The following is an 18,621-nucleotide window of genomic DNA, read 5'->3' on the forward strand; positions in this document are numbered from 1 at the left end:
ATTCTTGTCGGTGACACAAACCATACCCCAGTGGCTGTTTTTTGTCCTCCATCCCGGGCCCTTCCGCCGTCATACCTTGGTCTAGCAGGCAAATGGACCCGGGGTCGATAGAGTGGCAGCTCCGAGACCTATAAAAACCATAAATTTGGTGATTGGAGAGAGCCATGACCAGAGCAATGAAATTCCACCCCCTGGCCGCCGGCGTGATGCTCGCCTGCGGCGCCAGCCTTACCTACGCCGAAACCGCCCTCGAGGAAGTGACCGTGACCGCGCAGAAGCGCGAGCAGTCGCTGCAGGAGGTGCCGGTGGCAGTGACCGCCTTCGGCGAGGACGCACTGATCGAAAACGGCGTGGCCGACCTGAGCGATATCCAGAAGCTGACCCCCAATACCACGCTGCAGGTCAGCCGCGGCACCAACTCCACATTGACCGCCTATATCCGCGGCATCGGCCAGCAGGATCCACTGTGGGGCTTCGAGCCGGGCGTGGGTATCTATGTGGACGACATCTATGTGGCGCGGCCCCAGGGCGCGGTGATGGATGTCTTCGATGTCGAGCGGATCGAAGTGCTGCGCGGCCCCCAGGGCACTCTCTATGGGAAAAATACGATCGGCGGTGCGGTGAAATATGTCACCAAGAAACTGACCGGTGACACCGAGTTTCGTATCCGCGGTGCGCTCGGTTCCTACAATCAGCGCGACCTGGTATTGAGCGGCCAGACAGGCCTGACCGACACCGCAGCTGTCGGCTTTGCGGTGGCCAGTTATCAGCGCGATGGCTATGGCGAAAACCTGGTTACCGGCGCCGACAACTACAATAAGGATATTCTGAGCGGGCGCGTCTCCCTGGAGCTGAACCCATCCGAGTCACTGTGGATTCGCCTGGCCGCCGATAGCACCCGGGACGATTCCAATGCGCGCTTCGGCTTCCTTATGGAAGATGCGCCGACCGGAAGCGAGACATCACCGGGCAGTGTCTACGACCATATGTCGAACATGCCTTCGGATAACTCGGTGGAAACGAGTGGCGTATCCCTGACTGCCGAATGGCAGGCCTCTGACAGCCTGACGATCAAATCCATAACCGCAAGCCGCTCTGGTGATACCGAAACCAACATCGACTTCGACAGTATCAACCGCCCGGATTTCGATGTGCCGGCCTATTACAAGGACGAGCAGTTCACCCAGGAAATCCAGCTGAGCTGGAGCGGCGACAGGGCCAACCTGGTTTCCGGCATCTACTACTACGACGGCACAGCCGAGGGTGGCTTCGACGCAGTCCTCGGGATGTTCGGCATTACGCAAAACGTCAGCGGCTCTGTGGATACCCAGAGCATTGCCGCCTACGCCAATTATGAGCTGGCACTGACAGACGCATTGAATGTGATGCTCGGCGGCCGCTATACCGTCGATGAAAAATCTGCAGAAGTGTTCAAGGGTAACTACCTGGGTGTCTACTCACCGATGTTTGCCGACCGCTACGACGGGACGCCGGCAGTTGATATGCCCTACGCCATATTGACCGACTACAGTAACAGCGACGAGTGGGGGCAGTTTTCGCCCAAAGCCGGGATAAACTACCAGATCGACAACGACACCATGGTATATGCAAGCTACAGCTCCGGCTTCAAGAGCGGTGGCTTCGACATGCGTGGCGATGCCAGCGTAAACCCGGAGACTGTAGAAGGTTATGATCCTGAAACCGTAGACACCTATGAGTTCGGTCTGAAAACCCAGTTGTTGAATAACCGCATCCGCCTCAATGCAGCGGCTTTCCATACCAACTACGACGACATGCAGGTCACCGTGCAGACATTCTCTGAGGCAACACAGAGCTTCTCCAGTGCCGTAATCAACGCGGGCCAGTCTGAAATCCAGGGCCTTGAACTGGAAATGTTGGCCAGCATTACCGACCGCCTGACGTCCAACATCGTGCTCGGCTATACCGATACCGATTACATAGAGGTCATCGATGCGGGGGTCAATATCGCCGACCAGTGGGGCGCCTTCCAGTACAGTCCGGCAAAGACCGCCCTCGGCCAGCTGAGCTACAGCATCGACGCCTTCGGGGGCGAACTGGCCCTGAACAGCTCGGTTTCCTATCGCAGCGAAATGCAGATTTACGCCGCCCCGGGCCCGCTGGATGTCGGCTCGGTAACCCTGTTCGATGCCGGCGCCACCTATTTCAGCGGTGACGGCAACTGGCAGCTGAGCCTGCAGGGCAAGAACCTGGCAGATGAGGAGTACCGAAACGCCGGCTATACCGCCTTTGGATGGGTGACCGGCTACTACGGCGCCCCGCGCACCATTGCCCTGTCCGGCAGCTACAACTTCTAACCGGGCCACACAGCCAGAATCTGTTGTTACGCCTTTTCTCCACGGGGCGCTCCTCGCCCTCGGCTCAGTGAGCTACGACTTGCCGCCGTTTATCAACGGCGGCTTTTTTATGTTTCTACCTCAAAAAATTTGAATAACAGGCGGGTATGACTGGAAGGTCATAGGATATGGCAAGCAGCTGAGGTTCGTTCGCGGCTGGCAGAGAAAGGATGAATTTTGTTCAGATTCTTGTAAGTTGTTCATCGTTCTATCGGTCGCTCGCAGCGATAATCGCGTTAAGTGCTGGCAATAAATGTGGGACGCAAATATCATCTGCTCTCTTCTGTAACGGAACATAACTTCATAACGAAAAGCATTTAGAGGAGCTTATGGGTAATCTCGGCAGGGCAGCCATATTGGGGATATGTACGACTATCGTCGCCTGTGGTGGCGGTGGGGGCTCGGATGACAACGACGGTCCGGCACCAGAAACCAGACTCAATCTCACCATTCAGGGAATGGTCGTTGAGGGGGGAGCAGCGGACATCGAAATCACCGTTGGGAGTGAGCGTTTTAACACCACTGCAGATAGCAGCGGCGCATATTCGCTGGAACTGAGCGTGGAAGAAACCCTGGCGGGAGCAATGGTCAAAGCCAGTGCCAAGTCTTCGAGCAACGGTCAGTTGCATTTTGTTTCCGTGCTGGGTGAAGCCGGCGTACTGGATGCGACTGCGGGTTCCGATGATACCCTTACCATGGATGAAAATTTCGCTGTCAATCTTTCCGCAATATCCACGGCAGTCTCAGCGCAATTGAAGAGTGCAAACGGCGGTGATATTTCCGATCAGGCAGCATTGGAATCTGCCGCGAAACTGATTGATTCCGAGGTCGTATTTTCCATAGCTACGTCCATAGCACTCGCGCTGGAATATCCGGATGATTCCAACCTGAGCTTGCCTTCAAGGTCCGCAGATACCTACGCCTTTGCCAGTGACCTGGAAATCTCCGCATCCCATGGAGTGAAGGTTAGATTGGTCAATCAGGACCTGTGGGACAGCACGCAAGCATCGATTGCCAACAACTCTAACTTAGTGTTGCAAGCCCCAGAAAGCCCAGATCTGGTGGCAGATACCTATTATTTCACCTCTCCTGAAACCAGTTTCACAGGCAGTTTCAACGGTAGCCGCCTGGTGCTGAACCCCGAAGGCGACGGCATCATGAGCGCCAGACTTGATGAGAGCATCTTTAACTGGACGCTGGGAGAGAGCGACGTAAGTTTCGATGGGCTGGAACTGGTATCCAGTGACGGATACTCTTGGGATTACGATCTAGGCAAGCAGGTTCACGAGCAAACAATTACCCGCATCCTAAAGCTCAGCTGGCTTTTCCGCGGTGAGCTGAGCGATCTCTTGCTACTCGATATCGAAAGTTACACTCATTATCCGGATGGCGAGTACCCGGACACATCGCCCGTCGCTTCGCTGACAACCGGCACGGCACTTAAGTCTGAGAACAGGGTCGGTGCCGCTGACATTCTGCAGTTGGGCGTGGACTACAGCGTATCCAGACCCATCACCCAAGGGGAGGTCAGTAACCCCGTAGACGGCACCGATGCCTCCCTGGATGTATCGGCCTCAAAGATCTCTTTCTCCGGCAATCCTGATCAGGGAGGCACAGCCTCAGTCACTGTTGAGTCCTACGATGGCGATGGGACACTGATCACCTCCGAGGAGAGTGCGAACTGGGTGATTGCCGCCGACGGCAGCCTGCAGATTACCTATGCCAATGGCGATAGCTCAAACCTGGTCTTTCTTTCCGAAAACCAGAAAATTGCCAGTGTCAACCTGAGAACAACCCAGAGCGCGGGCACCTTTACCCGGAGCGGCTATCTACTGCTCAAGGAGGAGCCCGCCTGGACTGCCCTGTCCGCCCCCGGGATTTATCGTTTCCCATTTTCCTTCTTCGAGCCTCTCAGTCATTTTTGGTTTGAAGTAAACGATGATGGCACGGCACTGACGGTTTCAACCTATGACTTCGATGAAAACGGTACCCTGGAAGACAGCGAGTACTCCGTTATGCCGGGCCTTTGGCAGATCAATGGCGAAGGCAATATGCTGATACGTCGCTATCACTCCGGCAGTGACTTCTGTACACCGGCCAGCTGGGATCCGGCAGACGACGACGAATGCGTGCTTTATCACGAACGCGAATGGAACCTGCACCAGATAGATAGCAACGATGGGTACTGGCTGCACCACTACCACCGGTTCTTCTATGACCCGTGGAGAGAGTTTCTGCCCGATCCCTCTGTCTCCGGACACATCTTTGATTTCGGCGCCATCGATAACCGTTCCCAGTACAAGACAAATACGCGCCCGGTGGAAATCCCGCTCGATTTACTGCCCTGACATCGCAACCTGACAGGAAAGGCCCGCGCAGCGGGCCTTTCTTGGCTCTTCCCGATGAACCCCTCTCTACCTGCAGTGCCCTTTAGGGCCGTTGTCGCCACTTCACACAAATTGGCGGCAAATACCTCACTCTGACAGCTGCTTCCTCTAGGCTGAAACAGAACGCGGTGCCAATTCGCGCCGTTTCTCACAAGTCATGAGGTACCTGCAGTGCAGAAATTTTGTCGTATTCTGCTAGCTGCGGCCTTGGCGACAGGAGTTGCCGGTTGTGCCACAACCGCGCCCGAGGGAGCTCCCAAAGCACTGACCCTGAACGGTCAGAAATTCCACTGTGTCGAACAGGAGCTGGAGACCAAGGTTCTGGTGCGTTGCGTGCGGGCCTCCTAGTGCAGTGCCGGCCGCGGCGCGGGCGAACACAAGGTTCGCCCCTAAAGGAGTCGGTTCACTCCACGCACACGATCCGCAGCGTGTCTGTACTGCCACCGATATCCTGGTGGTAACCGCGGGAGACCAGCACGAAGTCGCCAGCCTTTAACAGCCTGCGTTTCTTCAGGTGGTCTATCGCCTTGCTGTCGCGGGAGGGTCCGTCCAGGCCCTCCACGTCCATCAGTACCGGGTCGACGCCGCGGTAGAGGGCCACACGATTGCAGCTACTGCGGTGTCGGCAGAAGGCAAAAATGGGGATGTCCGAGCGCACCCGCGACATCAACAGCGCGGTGTTGCCGGTTTCGGTCTGGCAGATGATGGCTTTTATATCGCGGCAGTGGTTGGCGATGGTCATGGCAGCCATGGCGATGCAGGCGTCGCCGGCGGGGTAGTTTTCCTGCATTATCCTGGGCGGACGGCGCCTGGCGCGGTGCTTCTCGGCGCCGACGATCACCTCCGCCATATGCTCGACAGTCTCCACCGGGTAGTCGCCGGCGGCGGTTTCTGCGGACAGCATCACCGCGTCCGTGCCGTCCAGCACCGCGTTGGCCACGTCGCACACCTCGGCGCGGGTGGGGACGGGACTGGATATCATCGACTCCATCATCTGGGTGGCAGTGATGGCGACCCGGCTCAGGTGACGCGCGCGGCGGATCAGGTGTTTCTGCACCCCCATCAGCTGCGCATCGCCAATCTCCACCGCCAGGTCGCCGCGAGCCACCATGATGGCGTCGCTGGCCAGGATCAGTTCGTCCAGGTGCGCCTCGTCTGCAACCGCCTCGGCGCGCTCAATCTTGGCGACGATATGGGCGTTGCCGCCGGCGGCGCGCAGCAATTGGCGCGCCTTGTCGACATCGGCGGCGTCGCGGGGGAAGGACACCGCCAGATAGTCCAATTCCAGCTCGGCAGCCACCTTGATGTCCCTGCGGTCCTTCTGGGTCAGCGCCGGGGCGGTCAGCCCGCCGCCGAGCTTGTTGATGCCCTTGTTGTTGGACAGCCAGCCGCCCACCTGCACGCGGGTGTGTACGGCTCGGCCGTCGACTTTCTTCACCTGCAGGCGCAGGCGGCCGTCGTCCAGCAGTAGGATGTCGCCGCGGGAACAGTCCTCCGCCAGCTCTGCATAGTCCACCGATACCCCCTGCACATTGCCGCCACCCTCGGGCCAGTCCGGGTCCAGGGCGAAGCCGGCATCCTTTTCCAGGCGCACGCGTCCCTCGCTGAATCTGCCCACGCGAATCTTGGGCCCCTGCAGGTCCCCGAGCACTGCCACATGCCGCCCCTGGCGCTCGGCCTCCGCGCGCACCCGCTCGGCGCGGCGGCGGTGGTCGTCGGCAATACCGTGGGAGAAATTGAGGCGCACCATGTCGACGCCGGCGGCGATCAGCTTCTCGAGGATATCGGCCTTGTCGGTGGCGGGGCCCAGGGTGGCGACGATCTTGGTGCGTCTGAGCATCTCGGAAAGCATCCCTGCGGAAGCCGCCGGATGGGAGTTGGCGGCGGCCGTATTTCAACTCAAGCTTCAATATAGGTTCAAGCATAGCTTGTCGCCCGATTCCTCTCCCGCCAGGGCACAGCAACTAAGCTTTTTCTAGCGTTTTTTTGCAACCCGACACGCCGGGAAGAGGCAGGGAGCGACGCACCGATGAGCAAGTTCGTACAATTGTGGCTGCTGGGCGTGGCGCTGGTGATAGGCGGCTGCCTCGGTATCGGCACGGAGGAGGCACGGGTGGTCCAGTCGGCCGGCAGCCAGAACACCGTCTGCGGCCACAAATGGCAGCTGATGCGGCTCAGGATCAACGGCGGGGCCATCCCCATCGAGGAGACCGACCGCTTCACCTTCCTGTGCAACTTCGATGGCAATGTGATGGGCAGGAGCGGTATCAACACTTACCGCGGCGCCCTGCAGGTCACCGACAACGGGCAAATGCTGTGGGACACCTCCAGCTTCGCCTCCACCAAGATGGCCGGTCCCGAGCACCTGGTGCAGCAGGAAAACAGCTACCTGCGCGCGCTGGCCGGCACCCGCCAGGCCTTCACCAAAGCCGGCGGCGACCGCCTGATACTGCGCGATCCGTCGGGCGATATCTATATTGAATATGTCAAGGTCAAGCCATGAACCGGGCCGCAGACTGCGCGACGGTTTTGGTGTTAAATGTCACAAAAATAACGAGATCCACTCAATGCTGCGACGCCAAAAGGTATTTCTGTCACTCTTCCCGCTCTCACTGCTGCTGGCCCTGCCGGGTTGTGGCCAACTGAGCGAATCGGGACTGGCGGAGAGCGCGGAGCAACCTTCGGTCTGCGAGCACCAGTGGCTGCTGGAGAGCCTGTCGGTGGACGGGCGCGAACACCGCTCGGGCCTGCTGTGGAAAAAACTCTGGCGCGACCGCCCCTATTTCACCTGCGACAAACTCGGCTATGTGCGCGGCAGCACCGGCAGCAATCCCTACCTCGGGCGCTTCGCTCTCTCCGACAGTGGGCAAGTCGCCTGGCCGCAGGTACCGGCTGTCTCGCGTATGGGCGATGTCCGCGACAGCAGCGACCTGGAGAGGGACTACCTCAAGGCACTGCCGAAGACCGACAGCCTCACCATCGAGGGTAATTCGCTGATACTGCAGGGCGATACAACCCGGCTGGAGTTCAAACGGGCGGAAAACGGAGTCCGCTGAGCGCTGCCAAGCCCGGCACTTAAAAATTTCCTTAAGACCAATGAAAAATGGCGGCCAATTGGCCGCCGAGCATTAACAATCAAGAAGGGTAAAAATCCGCAAAGCGGATAGATGAGAGAAGATCAACGACGCCTCGGATTTACCGCTCGAACCCTAACGAGGCGGACAAGCATGTCGTTGTGATTGCATCCTAACTGTCAATCGTGACAAACAGATTACAGGGACACAGGAATATCGGCCTGTTTCCGACCCACAGGCCTCAACTTGATTTCTGCTGATCCCACTGGATAATGTGGCCGCCCACTATCGGTTGCGGCGTTGGTGCTGCTCCAGATTCTCCTGCCGCTTGCGCTCGCTCTTGCGCAGCAGTACATAGGTGGCGCCCAGGCCGCCGTGCTGTTTCTGCGCACTGTGGAAGGCCAGCACCTCATGTAGCTGCGGCAGCCAGCTGTTGACGCAGCTCTTCAACAGCGCCGGCTGCTTGCGCCCCTCTCCCTTGCCGTGGGTGATCAGGGCACAGCGCACGTCCGCCTCCACGCAGTCACGCACAAATTCCAGCACCGCGCGGCGCGCCATCTCCACCGTGTGGCGGTGCAGGTCCAGGCGCGCGTCCACCGGGTATTTGCCCAGGCGCAGGTTGCGGTAGACGCCGTTCTGCACGCCGTCGCGCTTGAACTCCAGCAGATCCCAGGGGTCCACCGGCTCGACGAATTCCCCGGACAGGGGATTCAGTTCCCTGGCAGTCTCCTGCACCGCGGCCTCGCGGCGCGCGCGCTGGTTCAGGCCCGCATCCTGGCGGTCTTTTTTCAACGCCACACGGCGTTCCTGCACCAGGGGCTTTACATCGCCGAGCTGGCCCAGGGCATCCTGAAAAAGATCGCTGTCGTTCACGGGCTAATACCTCTCTGCCTCTCCGCGGCGATTAATCCAAAAACAGGTCCACCGCCAGCTGGTCGGCCTTGGCGGGGTTGTGGGCGTAGTCGGTAAAGTCACTGACGCCGCGCTCGCCCAGTAGTTCCTCGTCGATCAGCTGGCGGCCGCTGAGCACATTGTTTTCCGTCACCAGGATTTCGTAGGCGGCATCGGCCATCACCGCCGGCTTGCGGCTCTGTTCGAACATCTCGCGGTTGCCCACCGCGAACTCTATCGCCGCGGTGGCCACCAGGGTGCGCGGCCACAGGGTGGTGACACTGACACCCGCCTCGCGCAGCTCCTCCGCCAGGCCCATGCTGAGGATGGTCATGCCGAACTTCGACAGCGCGTAGGGGGCGAAAGGCCCGAGCCATTTCGGCTGCAGGTTGATCGGCGGCGACAGGCTGAGTATATGGCCGTTGCCCGACTGCTTGAGGTAGGGCATCGCCAGGTGCGCGGTCAGGTAGACGGCGCGGCTGTTGATGCTCTGCATCAGGTCGTAGCGCTTGGGCGGGGTGGACTCGACGTTGGTCAGGTTGATGGCGCCGGCGTTGTTCACCACCGCGTCGATACCGCCGAATTTCTCCGCGGCCTGCGCCATCGCCTCTGCGACCAGCTTCTCCTCGCGCACGTCCACCTGCAGCGGTAGTGCCTTGCCGCCGGCGGCCTCCACTTCCTCCGCCACCGAATAGATGGTGCCGGGCAGCTTCGGGTGCGGCTCGGCGGACTTGGCGGCGATGACGATATTGGCCCCGTCGGCGGCGCACTTGAGCGCTATGGCGCGGCCTATGCCTCGGCTGGCACCGGTGATGACAATCGTCCTGCCCTGGAGGGCGCCGGTATTTTTGGTCAGGGTGATGATTTCTTCAGTCACGGAAGTTCTCCTTTACGCCGGGTCTCGCCGCCGAGCCGGGGAATGTTGGGGTTCGCGGAACTCACCCCAACTTAAAGGTCGTCGGCCACCACTGCGGGGGTGTAGATGTCCTTGAACACCTGGGGCATGCGCCTGGGCCTGCCGCTGGACAGTTCGATACACACCATCTGCCACTGGGCGCGCAGTACCAGCGCCTCGTCTGAGGCGCGGAACACCTGGAAGCGGCGGGTCATGTTCAGGCGACCGTCCACCCTGGTCAGCCAGGTACCGAACAGCAGCTCGTCGCCCTCCCTGGCCGCCAGTATATAGTCGTACTCGGCGTGACGAATGGCCATACCGCGGTCGAGACCCTGGTAATTGGTGACATCCAGCCCCAGTTCCACGCTGTGGGCCCAGCCGGCGCGCTCGCACCAGCGCACATACTCGGCGTTGTTGGCGTGGTGCAGGCCGTCCACATGCTCGGCCTGCACGGTGACCCTCCAGACGAAGGGCCGCGGTAAATCCCAATCCATTCAGAAACTGCGCCCGTCTACCTGCTTGATCGTCAACTCCGCCGGCTCCACGCCCTCCAGGCAGCGCACATTGATCGCGGCGATGGGGGAGCCGTCCGGCATCTGCCCGAAACCGAAGGGCTGGCAGCCGCAGCTGGGGCAGAACTGGTGTTTGATCTGGTGTTTGTTGAAGGTGTAGGTGGCCATGTCTGTTTCCGCTGACTTGAGCTTGACCTGGTCGCGGGGACTGAACCAGAGCAGGAAGCCCTTCTTGCTGCAGTGGGAGCAGTTGCACTCCATCACTTCATCGATCTGTCCTTCCACTTCAAATGCGATACGGCCGCAGTGGCAGCTTCCCTGGTAGTTCACGGTGGTTCTCCTGTTTGTGGGTGTGGCTCGAGCCTATGCGATCTGATAGGAAGGGACAAGCTTGGGGCCTGGTGCGCGCGGTGCATCCTACGGGACTCGGGAGAATACTCGACGGCCGATGCGAAGGCCCTGCTGCCGAGGGCCGCCACCCTCCAAACTGAAACTGAAGCACCAAAACGCGAAAAGGCCCCGATTGGGGCCCTTTCTCGCGATTCGCTCGGGTCGATCAGGCTTCGGCCTGCTCTTCCTTGGCGCCTTCCGCCTGCTTCTGCGCCTGGGCCAGGGCCGCGGCGAAGAGGGCGTCGAAGTTGATCGGCGGCAGCATCAGGGCCGGGAAGGAGCCCTTGGTCACCACGTTGTCCACCACTTCGCGGGCGTAGGGAAAGAGGATCTGCGGGCAGGCAGTGTTCAGTGCCTGGGCCAGCTGCTGGCCTTCCAGGCCCTTGATGGCGAAGAGGCCGGCCTGCTTCACCTCCACCAGGAAAGCGGTCTCTTCTTCCAGCTTCACGGTGATGGTCAGGGTCAGCGCCACTTCGTACAGATCTTCGTCGATCTTGGCGGTCTGGGTGTTCAACTCCTGGTTGACCTGGGGCTTCCACTGCTTCTTGAAGACCTCGGCGCCCATCGGGGTTTCGAAGGAGAGGTCTTTCAGGTAGATGCGCTGCATCGCGAATTGTACTTGCGGGGCCTCTGCGTTTGCCGCTGCGCCGTTCTGTTCTTCAGCCATGTTACTGCCTGTTCTTTATAAGTGGTTTGTTTCTGCCTTCCGTGAGAAAGACTCCCTGTATAAGCCTTTCAAATGGGGCCTTCGAATACCGTTTCAAGGCCGGGAAAACAAATTTACCGCCCAATTCTTTCCGGGGCCTGAATCAGGCATTTAAAAGCTTGTCCAGCTGGCCGCTGCGCGACAGCGCCATCAGCTCGTCGCAGCCGCCCACGTGGTAATCGCCGATCCAGATCTGCGGCACGGTGCGGCGACCGGCCTTTTCGGCCATCTCGGCGCGCAGCCGCGGATCGCTGTCCACTGGGATCTCGCGGTACTTTACGCCCTTGCTGTCCAGAAGCCGCTTGGCGGTCACGCAGTAGGGGCAGAAACGGGTGGTGTAGATAACAACTTCTTGCATAAACGGGTGCCGCTAACCTCGGCCTTGTTACTTCAGACTAGCCCTTGACCAGCGGCAGGTTCTGGTTGGCCCACTCGCTCATGCCGCCCTGCAGGCGCCGCACCTGGAAGCCCTGCTGTTTCAGCAGCCGGCCCACGGCACCGGCGTGCTGGCCCAGCTTGTCCGCCACGATCAGCGGCTTGTCCTTGAACGGGGACAGCTCGGCGATACGCTCCGCCACCTCGCCGTGGGGGATGTGCACCGCGTCGACGATATGGCCGGCGCTGAAGTCGCTGCGGTCGCGCACATCCAGGACCCGCGCGCCCTCGCTGTTGATCAGCCGCGTCACCTCGTGCACCGAGGCCGGGGTGCCGGCCTTGTAACGCTCGCTCAGCGCGAACGCGTAAAGCAATACCACCAGCAGGCTGACCAGCAGCCACTGTTCGCTCATAAAGACGAAAAAGTCCACTCCGCCCCCAAATCCGTGTTTGTTGTTGTGACCGGCGCCCTGGCGGCGCCCAATGCGGCGGGAGTATACACGATTGTGGCGAAATCTTAACCAAGTCTTTTAAAAGCAGGGCGCAGCGGGTCCGCCTATCCGCCCCGGTGGACGTGGTTAAAGGGTGCGCAAACAGGTTAAAATCCGCGTCCCCGTTTCAAACCACCGGCAGAGGAACACTTTCGCCATGGCCGCTGACCAATCCCCGCACAAACGTCCCCTGGTCCTGCTGATCCTGGACGGCTTCGGCCACAGCGACAATCCCGAGCACAACGCCATCCACGCGGCCAAATCGCCGGTGTGGGACCAACTCTGGAGCGAGCGCCCCAAGACCTTGATCCAGACCTCCGGCATGGCAGTGGGCCTGCCCGAGGGCCAGATGGGCAACTCGGAAGTGGGGCATATGACCCTGGGCGCCGGCCGGGTGGTCTACCAGAACTTCACCCGCATCAACAAGGCGATAGAGGATGGAGACTTCTTCCGCAACCCGGCCTACACCGCCGCGGTGGACAAGGCCGTCGCCAACGACGGCGCCGTGCATATCATGGGGCTGCTGTCCGAAGGCGGTGTGCACAGCCACGAGGACCATATAGTCGCGATGGTGACCCTGGCGGCCCAGCGCGGTGCCAGGGCCATCTATGTACACGCCTTCCTCGACGGCCGCGACACCCCACCGCGCAGCGCCGAGCCCTCCCTGGCGCGCCTGATGCAGGTGTGCGACTCCCTTGGCAATGCGCGCATTGCCAGCCTGGCCGGGCGCTACTTCGCCATGGACCGCGACCAGCGCTGGGATCGCACCCAGTCCGTCTACGACCTGTTGACCCAGGGCAAAGCGGAGTACGAAGCCGACGATGCCCCCGCCGGCCTGGCCGCCGCCTACGAGCGCGGCGAGAACGACGAATTCGTGGCACCGACCCTGATCGGCGAGGCAGCGCCAGTAAAGGACGGCGACGCCCTGATCTATATGAACTTCCGCCCGGACCGCGCCCGCCAACTGACCCGCGCCTTCACCGAAGCCGATTTCGACGGTTTCGAGCGCGCCGCCGAGCCCAAGCTGGCGGACTTCGTGATGACCACCGAGTACGCCGCGGATATCGAGGCCAGCTGCGCCTTCCCGCCGGAAAAGCTGGTGAACTCCTTCGGCGAATACCTGGCGGCCCGGGGCAAGACCCAGCTGCGCATTGCCGAGACCGAGAAGTACGCCCATGTGACCTTCTTCTTCAGCGGCGGCCGCGAGGAACCCTACGAGGGCGAGACCCGCGAATTGATCAAGTCGCCCAACGTGGCCACCTACGACCTGCAGCCGGAGATGAGCGCGCCGGAGGTGACCGACAAGCTGGTGGCGGCCATCGAGAGCGGCGACTACGACGCCATCATCTGCAACTACGCCAACGGCGATATGGTCGGCCACACCGGCGTCTTCGAGGCCGCGGTTGCGGCGGTGGAGGCCCTGGACAAGTGCATCGACCGCGTCACCAGGGCGACCCTGGCCGCCGGCGGCGAGGTGCTGATCACCGCCGACCACGGCAATGTGGAAGAGATGTTTGACGCCAACTCCGGCCAGGTCAGCACTCAGCACTCCACCCTGCCGGTGCCCTTCGTCTATGTCGGTGAGCGCAAATTGAGCCTGCGCGACGGCGGCAGCCTGGCGGACGTGGCGCCGACCATGCTAGCTTTGATGGACCTGCCGCAACCGGCGGAAATGACTGGCCAAAGCCTGGTGCAATTCGAGCAACGATGAAGAAGTTTGCAATAAACGTAGGATGGGCAAAGCGCAGGCAGAAGACTGCTCCATGCGTTTTCTGTAATTCCGCTGGGCGGCATTCCGCTGGGCGGCATCCCGCCATCCATGGCGGGCTTGTGTCCATCAAGCACGGCCTGATGGGCACACTCGCTACGCTCGTTTTGCCCATCCTACTCATGCTGTTGGTCCCGTCAGCGCTGGCGCAGACGGACGAGGAGCAGCAGGCGCGCCTCGCGGAGATCAAGCAGCGCATCGAGGCGCTGCAGGAAGAACTCAACCAGGTCCGCGGCGAGCGCGACCAGCTGCTCAAGGACCTGGAGAAGAACGAGAAGGACATCTCCGAGCTGCACAAGCGCATCGACAAGATCAAGCGCGATATGCAGAGTCGCGGGGAGAAGCTGCGGGAACTGAAAAAGGAACAGCAGCAGTTGGAGGAGTCGCGGCGAAGTATGCAGCGGCGGGTCGAGCAGGAAGTCGCCGCCGCATACCGACTCGGCAGACAGGAGCAGGTCAAACTGCTCCTGAACCAGCAAGACCCACAGCACATCGCCCGCCAACTCCGCTACCACCAATACTTCCTCCGTGAACGCAGCCGCGTCATCGACGACTACCTCGCCACCCTCGACTCCCTGCAGACCGTCAGCGCCGGTATCCAGCGCGAACGCGACACATTGGATGCAGAGCGCCGCCAACTGCAGGACAGGGAACAACAACTTGTCGGCGCGCAGCGCTCGCGCCAGTCCACCCTGGACAAGCTGGCCGCGCGCCTGGCGGACAAGAGCGGTGAACTGCAACAGCTGAAGGGCGACAGATCCCGCCTGCAGACACTGGTGGACGAAGTGGGCCGCGCCATAGCGTCCCTGGTGAGCCCCCAGGACCAGCAGCCCTTCGCCAGGCAGCGCGGGCGCATGCAGTGGCCGGCGAAGGGCCGCCGCGCCAATGCCTACGGCCAGCGCCGCGCCAACGGCATCACCTGGACCGGCATCACCATCCGCGCCGACGAGGGCGAACCGGTGCGCGCGATACACCGCGGCCGCGTGGTCTTCTCCGACTACCTGCGCGGGCAGGGCATGCTGATGATCCTGGATCACGGCGACGGCTATATGAGCCTCTACGCCCACAACCAGTCCCTGACCCGCAGCCTCGGCGAGTGGGTCGAGCGCGGCGATACCATCGCCCGGGTCGGCAACAGCGGCGGCCTGGCCCACAGCGGCGTCTACTTCGAGATACGCCACCGCGGCAAGCCGCAAGACCCCACAGTGTGGTGCCGCTCCTGATTATTCTGTGGGACGAACCTTGTGTTCGCCCTTAGCAGGGGAGGTGGTAAAACCCGGACGTCGACGCGAAGGCCCCACCACCGGAATTCTACCCGCCACCGGCCACCGACCAGCGCACACGGCTCGGTGGATACAGCCGCCAACTTGAAAACCCTGCCCCCCCCCGGGTCTACACTTTCGCAAAGAAGCGTAGAAATAAGGCAGAGGTTTCATCGATATGTTCACCCCCAAAGCGCTGACCACCTTTATCGGCGCGGCAGCCCTCACCGCCCTGCCCCTGATGGGCCTCAGCGAAGGCGATTCCACCGACGCCCCGGCCATCGAAACAGCCACTCGCCTGCCGCTGGAAGACCTGCGCAGCTTCGCCAAGGTGTTCGAGCAGATTCGCCAGGGCTATATCGAGGAGGTGGACGACAGCACCCTGCTGGAATACGCCATCAAGGGCATGCTGCAGGGACTGGACCCGCACTCCTCCTACCTGGATCGGGAATCCTTCGACGACCTGCAGGCCAACACTACCGGCGAATTTGCCGGCCTTGGCATAGAGGTGGGCATCGAGAATGATCACATCACCGTAGTCACGCCCATGGACGACACCCCGGCTGCCCGCGCCGGCCTGAAGGCGGGCGATGTCATCCTGCGCCTGTCGGGCAAATCCATGAAGGGCGTCAGCCTGGACGAGGCGGTGGAGCGTATGCGCGGCCCCAAAGGCAGCAGCGTCACCCTGACCATAGCGCGGAAGGGCTACAAGGAACCCTTCGACGTGACCCTGAAACGCGACACAGTGCGGGTGCGCAGCGTGCGCAGCAGGATGCTCGACGATGGCTACGGCTACCTGCGCATCAGCCAGTTCCAGCTGGATACCGGCACTGATGTGGCGCGGGAGATCCGCAAGCTGCAGAAGAAAGGGAAACTGAAGGGCCTGATCGTCGACCTGCGCAACAATCCGGGCGGCGTGCTGCAGTCATCGGTGGAAGTGGCCGACGCCTTCCTCGAAGAGGGCCTGGTGGTCTACACCGAGGGTCGCACCGAATCCGCCAACCTCAGCTACTCCGCCGAACCCGGTGACCTGACCGAGGGCGCACCGCTGGTGGTATTGATCAACGACGGTTCCGCCTCCGCCGCGGAAATCGTTGCCGGCGCCCTGCAGGATCACCGCCGCGCCGTGGTGATGGGGACCGACAGCTTCGGCAAGGGCTCGGTACAGACGGTGATCCCGATCAACAACGAGCGCGCGATCAAGCTGACCACCGCGCTCTACTATACGCCGAATGGCCGCTCCATCCAGGCCCAGGGCATCACACCGGATATCGTGGTCGAGCGGGTCAAGATCACCCGTCTGGAGGGAGCGCGCACCACCGAGGCGGACCTGGCCGGTCATCTGGGCAATGGCAACGGCGGCGAGGAGCGCAACGCTGCCGACCGCAAGCGGGAAAAGGAGGGCCGCGACGACTGGCTCGACCGCGACAACCAGATTTTCGAGGCACTCAATGTGCTCAAGGGACTGAATCTCTACGCCCAGAGGGACAGGGGATTGCGCGAGCGCGTCGCCCGCGCCAACTGAGTCCTACAACAAAATGTAGGGGCGAATCTTCGCCCACAAGGAAGTAGCGGCGAACCCCGTGTTCGCCCGAAAACCAGGCCGCGCGAGTTATGCCCGTGCACGGTTTTGGAAGGTAGTTATGCAGCAGTATCGCGCCGGCGAAAAGGAAGACCCCATCCCCCTGCGCTCCGACCGCTTCTACAAACTCGGAGACGATTGGTACTTCCAGGTGCGCGGCGGTGCCTGCTTCGGGCCCTACCCCTGCCGCGAAGAGGCCGAGCGCGCAGTTCGCTTTTACTTTTACCCACCGAAAGTCACCTACGGCAAGCAGAAGGGCGCGGTGATCCATCCGTTCGGCAGCCAGCGCGCCAAACACTGGCGCAGAAACCACAAGATCTGAACCAGTAGACATCCGTAGGTGTGCCGTGCGCACCAATGACGCGCGCGGTGCGTACGGCGCACCCTACAACCGCATCTCTATTCCGGCTTCCTGCATATAGGCCTTGGCCTCGGCAATCGTATATTCGCCGAAGTGGAAAATACTCGCCGCCAACACCGCATCGGCACCGCCCTGCAATACGCCGTCCACCAGGTGCTGCAGGTTGCCCACGCCGCCGGAGGCGATCACCGGCACCGGCACCGCGTCGGATACCGCGCGGGTCAGGGCCAGGTCGAAGCCGTTCTTGGTGCCGTCGCGATCCATGCTGGTCAACAGTATCTCGCCGGCGCCCAGGTCGGCCATCTTTTTCGCCCACTCGACCGCGTCTATGCCGGTGGGCTTGCGGCCGCCGTGGGTGAAGATTTCCCAGCTGTTGTCAGCCACCTGCTTTGCATCAATGGCGACGACGATGCACTGGCTGCCGAAGCGCTCGGCGGCCTCGCGCACGAATTCGGGATTCTTGACCGCGGCGGAATTGATCGCGGTCTTGTCTGCACCGGCGTTCAGCAGGTTGCGGATATCCTGCAATGTGCGCACGCCGCCGCCGACGGTCAACGGAATAAACACCTGGGAGGCCATCTTCTCCACCGTGTGCAGGGTGGTGTCGCGCTCCTCATGGGTGGCGGTGATATCCAGGAAGGTGATCTCGTCCGCGCCGGCTTCGTTGTAGCGGCGCGCGATCTCCACCGGGTCGCCGGCATCGCGGATATCGACGAAATTGACTCCCTTGACCACGCGGCCGGCGTCGACGTCCAGGCAGGGGATGATTCTCTTGGCCAGTCCCATCTTCTCGTCCCTTTTACTGCTTCCAGTCGTCGCAGAGCTGCTGCGCCTCGCGCAGGTTCAGCTTGTCCTCGTAAATGGCGCGGCCGGTGATGGCGCCGGCTATCTCTCCGGCCTCCAGCAGCTGCCTAATGTCCCCGATACTGCTGACGCCGCCGGAGGCGATGATCGGGATCTGCACCGCGCGCGCCATTTCCAGCGTGGCCGGGATGTTTACGCCCTGCATCATGCCGTCGCGGGCGATATCGGTGTAGACGATGGAGCTCACCCCGCAATCGGCAAACTGCTTCGCCAGCTCGGTGGCCTGAAGCTCGGACACCTCCGCCCAGCCTTCGGTGGCCACCAGGCCGTCCTTCGCATCCAGGCCGACGATGATATGGCCCTCGAATTCGCGACAGGCCTCCTTCACCAACTTCGGATTCTTGACCGCGGCGGTGCCGATGATGGCCCAGGTCACGCCCGCATCCAGGTACTTCTCCACGGTGTGCAGATCGCGGATGCCGCCGCCTATCTGCACCGGCAACTCCGGAAACTGTTTCGCAATCGTAGTGACCGCCTCATGGTTGACCGGGTTGCCGGCGAAGGCACCATTCAGGTCCACAAGGTGCAGCCGCTTCGCGCCCTCGTTGACCCAGTGCTGCGCGGTGGCCAGCGGGTCGTCGGAGAATACGGTGGCGTCGTCCATCTCGCCCTGGCGCAGGCGCACGCACTGGCCGTCCTTCAAGTCTATTGCGGGGATTACGATCATGGTCTGTCTTTCAATCGGCGG

18 protein-coding genes are annotated in these 18,621 nt (G+C 61.5%); 8 read left to right on the forward strand and 10 right to left on the reverse strand.

Annotated features, from left to right (window positions below; translation table 11 throughout):
* Positions 1 to 164: 164 nt before the first annotated feature.
* Together AC6R19_RS15730 and AC6R19_RS15735 are read left to right on the forward strand one after the other, a co-directional pair.
* Positions 165 to 2,336 (forward strand): TonB-dependent receptor, encoded by a 2,172-nt coding sequence (locus tag AC6R19_RS15730; protein WP_500580790.1) that lies wholly within the window; start codon positions 165 to 167, stop codon positions 2,334 to 2,336.
* Between the two features lie 368 nt (positions 2,337 to 2,704).
* On the forward strand, positions 2,705 to 4,723 hold the full coding sequence (locus tag AC6R19_RS15735) for a hypothetical protein (protein WP_500580791.1): 2,019 nt from the start codon (positions 2,705 to 2,707) through the stop codon (positions 4,721 to 4,723).
* A 442-nt stretch (positions 4,724 to 5,165) separates the two neighbouring features.
* Here the strand turns inward: AC6R19_RS15735 and pyk are convergent, their stop codons facing one another.
* On the reverse strand, positions 5,166 to 6,602 hold the full coding sequence (gene pyk, locus AC6R19_RS15740) for a pyruvate kinase (protein ID WP_500580792.1): 1,437 nt from the start codon (positions 6,600 to 6,602) through the stop codon (positions 5,166 to 5,168).
* 189 nt (positions 6,603 to 6,791) lie between these two features.
* Here pyk and AC6R19_RS15745 point away from each other — a divergent pair, with 189 nt between their 5' ends.
* Both AC6R19_RS15745 and AC6R19_RS15750 read left to right on the forward strand, forming a co-directional pair.
* A complete protein-coding gene (locus tag AC6R19_RS15745) occupies positions 6,792 to 7,265 on the forward strand; it encodes an META domain-containing protein (RefSeq protein WP_500580793.1) in 474 nt (157 codons plus the stop codon).
* Positions 7,266 to 7,329: 64 nt separating this feature from the next.
* Positions 7,330 to 7,818 carry an META domain-containing protein gene (locus tag AC6R19_RS15750; RefSeq protein ID WP_500580794.1) on the forward strand — a complete coding sequence of 163 codons (489 nt, stop codon included), beginning with the start codon at positions 7,330 to 7,332 and terminating at the stop codon, positions 7,816 to 7,818.
* 303 nt (positions 7,819 to 8,121) lie between these two features.
* Here the strand turns inward: AC6R19_RS15750 and smrA are convergent, their stop codons facing one another.
* From smrA to AC6R19_RS15785, 7 genes are all read right to left on the reverse strand, one after another.
* Positions 8,122 to 8,709 carry a DNA endonuclease SmrA gene (smrA, locus tag AC6R19_RS15755; protein WP_500580795.1) on the reverse strand — a complete coding sequence of 196 codons (588 nt, stop codon included), beginning with the start codon at positions 8,707 to 8,709 and terminating at the stop codon, positions 8,122 to 8,124.
* Between the two features lie 31 nt (positions 8,710 to 8,740).
* Entirely contained in the window at positions 8,741 to 9,604 is an 864-nt protein-coding gene (locus tag AC6R19_RS15760) for an SDR family oxidoreductase (protein WP_500580796.1), read from the reverse strand.
* 71 nt (positions 9,605 to 9,675) lie between these two features.
* On the reverse strand, positions 9,676 to 10,116 hold the full coding sequence (locus AC6R19_RS15765) for an acyl-CoA thioesterase (RefSeq protein ID WP_500580797.1): 441 nt from the start codon (positions 10,114 to 10,116) through the stop codon (positions 9,676 to 9,678).
* Entirely contained in the window at positions 10,117 to 10,464 is a 348-nt protein-coding gene (locus AC6R19_RS15770; protein WP_500580798.1) for a GFA family protein, read from the reverse strand. It abuts the gene before it with no gap.
* Positions 10,465 to 10,690: 226 nt separating this feature from the next.
* A complete protein-coding gene (gene secB / locus AC6R19_RS15775) occupies positions 10,691 to 11,191 on the reverse strand; it encodes a protein-export chaperone SecB (RefSeq protein ID WP_500580799.1) in 501 nt (166 codons plus the stop codon).
* Between the two features lie 142 nt (positions 11,192 to 11,333).
* Positions 11,334 to 11,588, reverse strand: a complete 255-nt coding sequence (gene grxC, locus AC6R19_RS15780) for a glutaredoxin 3 (protein WP_500580800.1) — start codon at positions 11,586 to 11,588, stop codon at positions 11,334 to 11,336.
* Between the two features lie 37 nt (positions 11,589 to 11,625).
* Positions 11,626 to 12,036 carry a rhodanese-like domain-containing protein gene (locus tag AC6R19_RS15785; protein WP_500580801.1) on the reverse strand — a complete coding sequence of 137 codons (411 nt, stop codon included), beginning with the start codon at positions 12,034 to 12,036 and terminating at the stop codon, positions 11,626 to 11,628.
* Between the two features lie 217 nt (positions 12,037 to 12,253).
* Here AC6R19_RS15785 and gpmI point away from each other — a divergent pair, with 217 nt between their 5' ends.
* From gpmI to AC6R19_RS15805, 4 genes are all read left to right on the forward strand, one after another.
* Positions 12,254 to 13,807: a 2,3-bisphosphoglycerate-independent phosphoglycerate mutase gene (gpmI, locus tag AC6R19_RS15790; protein ID WP_500580802.1), complete on the forward strand. Its 1,554-nt coding sequence runs from the start codon at positions 12,254 to 12,256 to the stop codon at positions 13,805 to 13,807.
* A 119-nt stretch (positions 13,808 to 13,926) separates the two neighbouring features.
* Positions 13,927 to 15,087, forward strand: coding sequence for a murein hydrolase activator EnvC family protein (locus AC6R19_RS15795; RefSeq protein WP_500580803.1), 1,161 nt, complete (start codon positions 13,927 to 13,929; stop codon positions 15,085 to 15,087).
* 217 nt (positions 15,088 to 15,304) lie between these two features.
* Positions 15,305 to 16,651: a S41 family peptidase gene (locus AC6R19_RS15800; protein WP_500580804.1), complete on the forward strand. Its 1,347-nt coding sequence runs from the start codon at positions 15,305 to 15,307 to the stop codon at positions 16,649 to 16,651.
* Positions 16,652 to 16,769: 118 nt separating this feature from the next.
* On the forward strand, positions 16,770 to 17,030 hold the full coding sequence (locus tag AC6R19_RS15805) for a DUF6316 family protein (RefSeq protein ID WP_500580805.1): 261 nt from the start codon (positions 16,770 to 16,772) through the stop codon (positions 17,028 to 17,030).
* 63 nt (positions 17,031 to 17,093) lie between these two features.
* Here AC6R19_RS15805 and hisF read toward each other — a convergent pair whose 3' ends face one another.
* Together hisF and hisA are read right to left on the reverse strand one after the other, a co-directional pair.
* Positions 17,094 to 17,855 carry an imidazole glycerol phosphate synthase subunit HisF gene (gene hisF / locus AC6R19_RS15810; protein ID WP_500580806.1) on the reverse strand — a complete coding sequence of 254 codons (762 nt, stop codon included), beginning with the start codon at positions 17,853 to 17,855 and terminating at the stop codon, positions 17,094 to 17,096.
* A 13-nt stretch (positions 17,856 to 17,868) separates the two neighbouring features.
* Positions 17,869 to 18,600, reverse strand: coding sequence for a 1-(5-phosphoribosyl)-5-[(5-phosphoribosylamino)methylideneamino]imidazole-4-carboxamide isomerase (gene hisA, locus AC6R19_RS15815; RefSeq protein WP_500580807.1), 732 nt, complete (start codon positions 18,598 to 18,600; stop codon positions 17,869 to 17,871).
* Between the last annotated feature and the right edge of the window lie 21 nt (positions 18,601 to 18,621).

It is taken from the genome of Microbulbifer sp. SE14, from assembly GCF_059834885.1.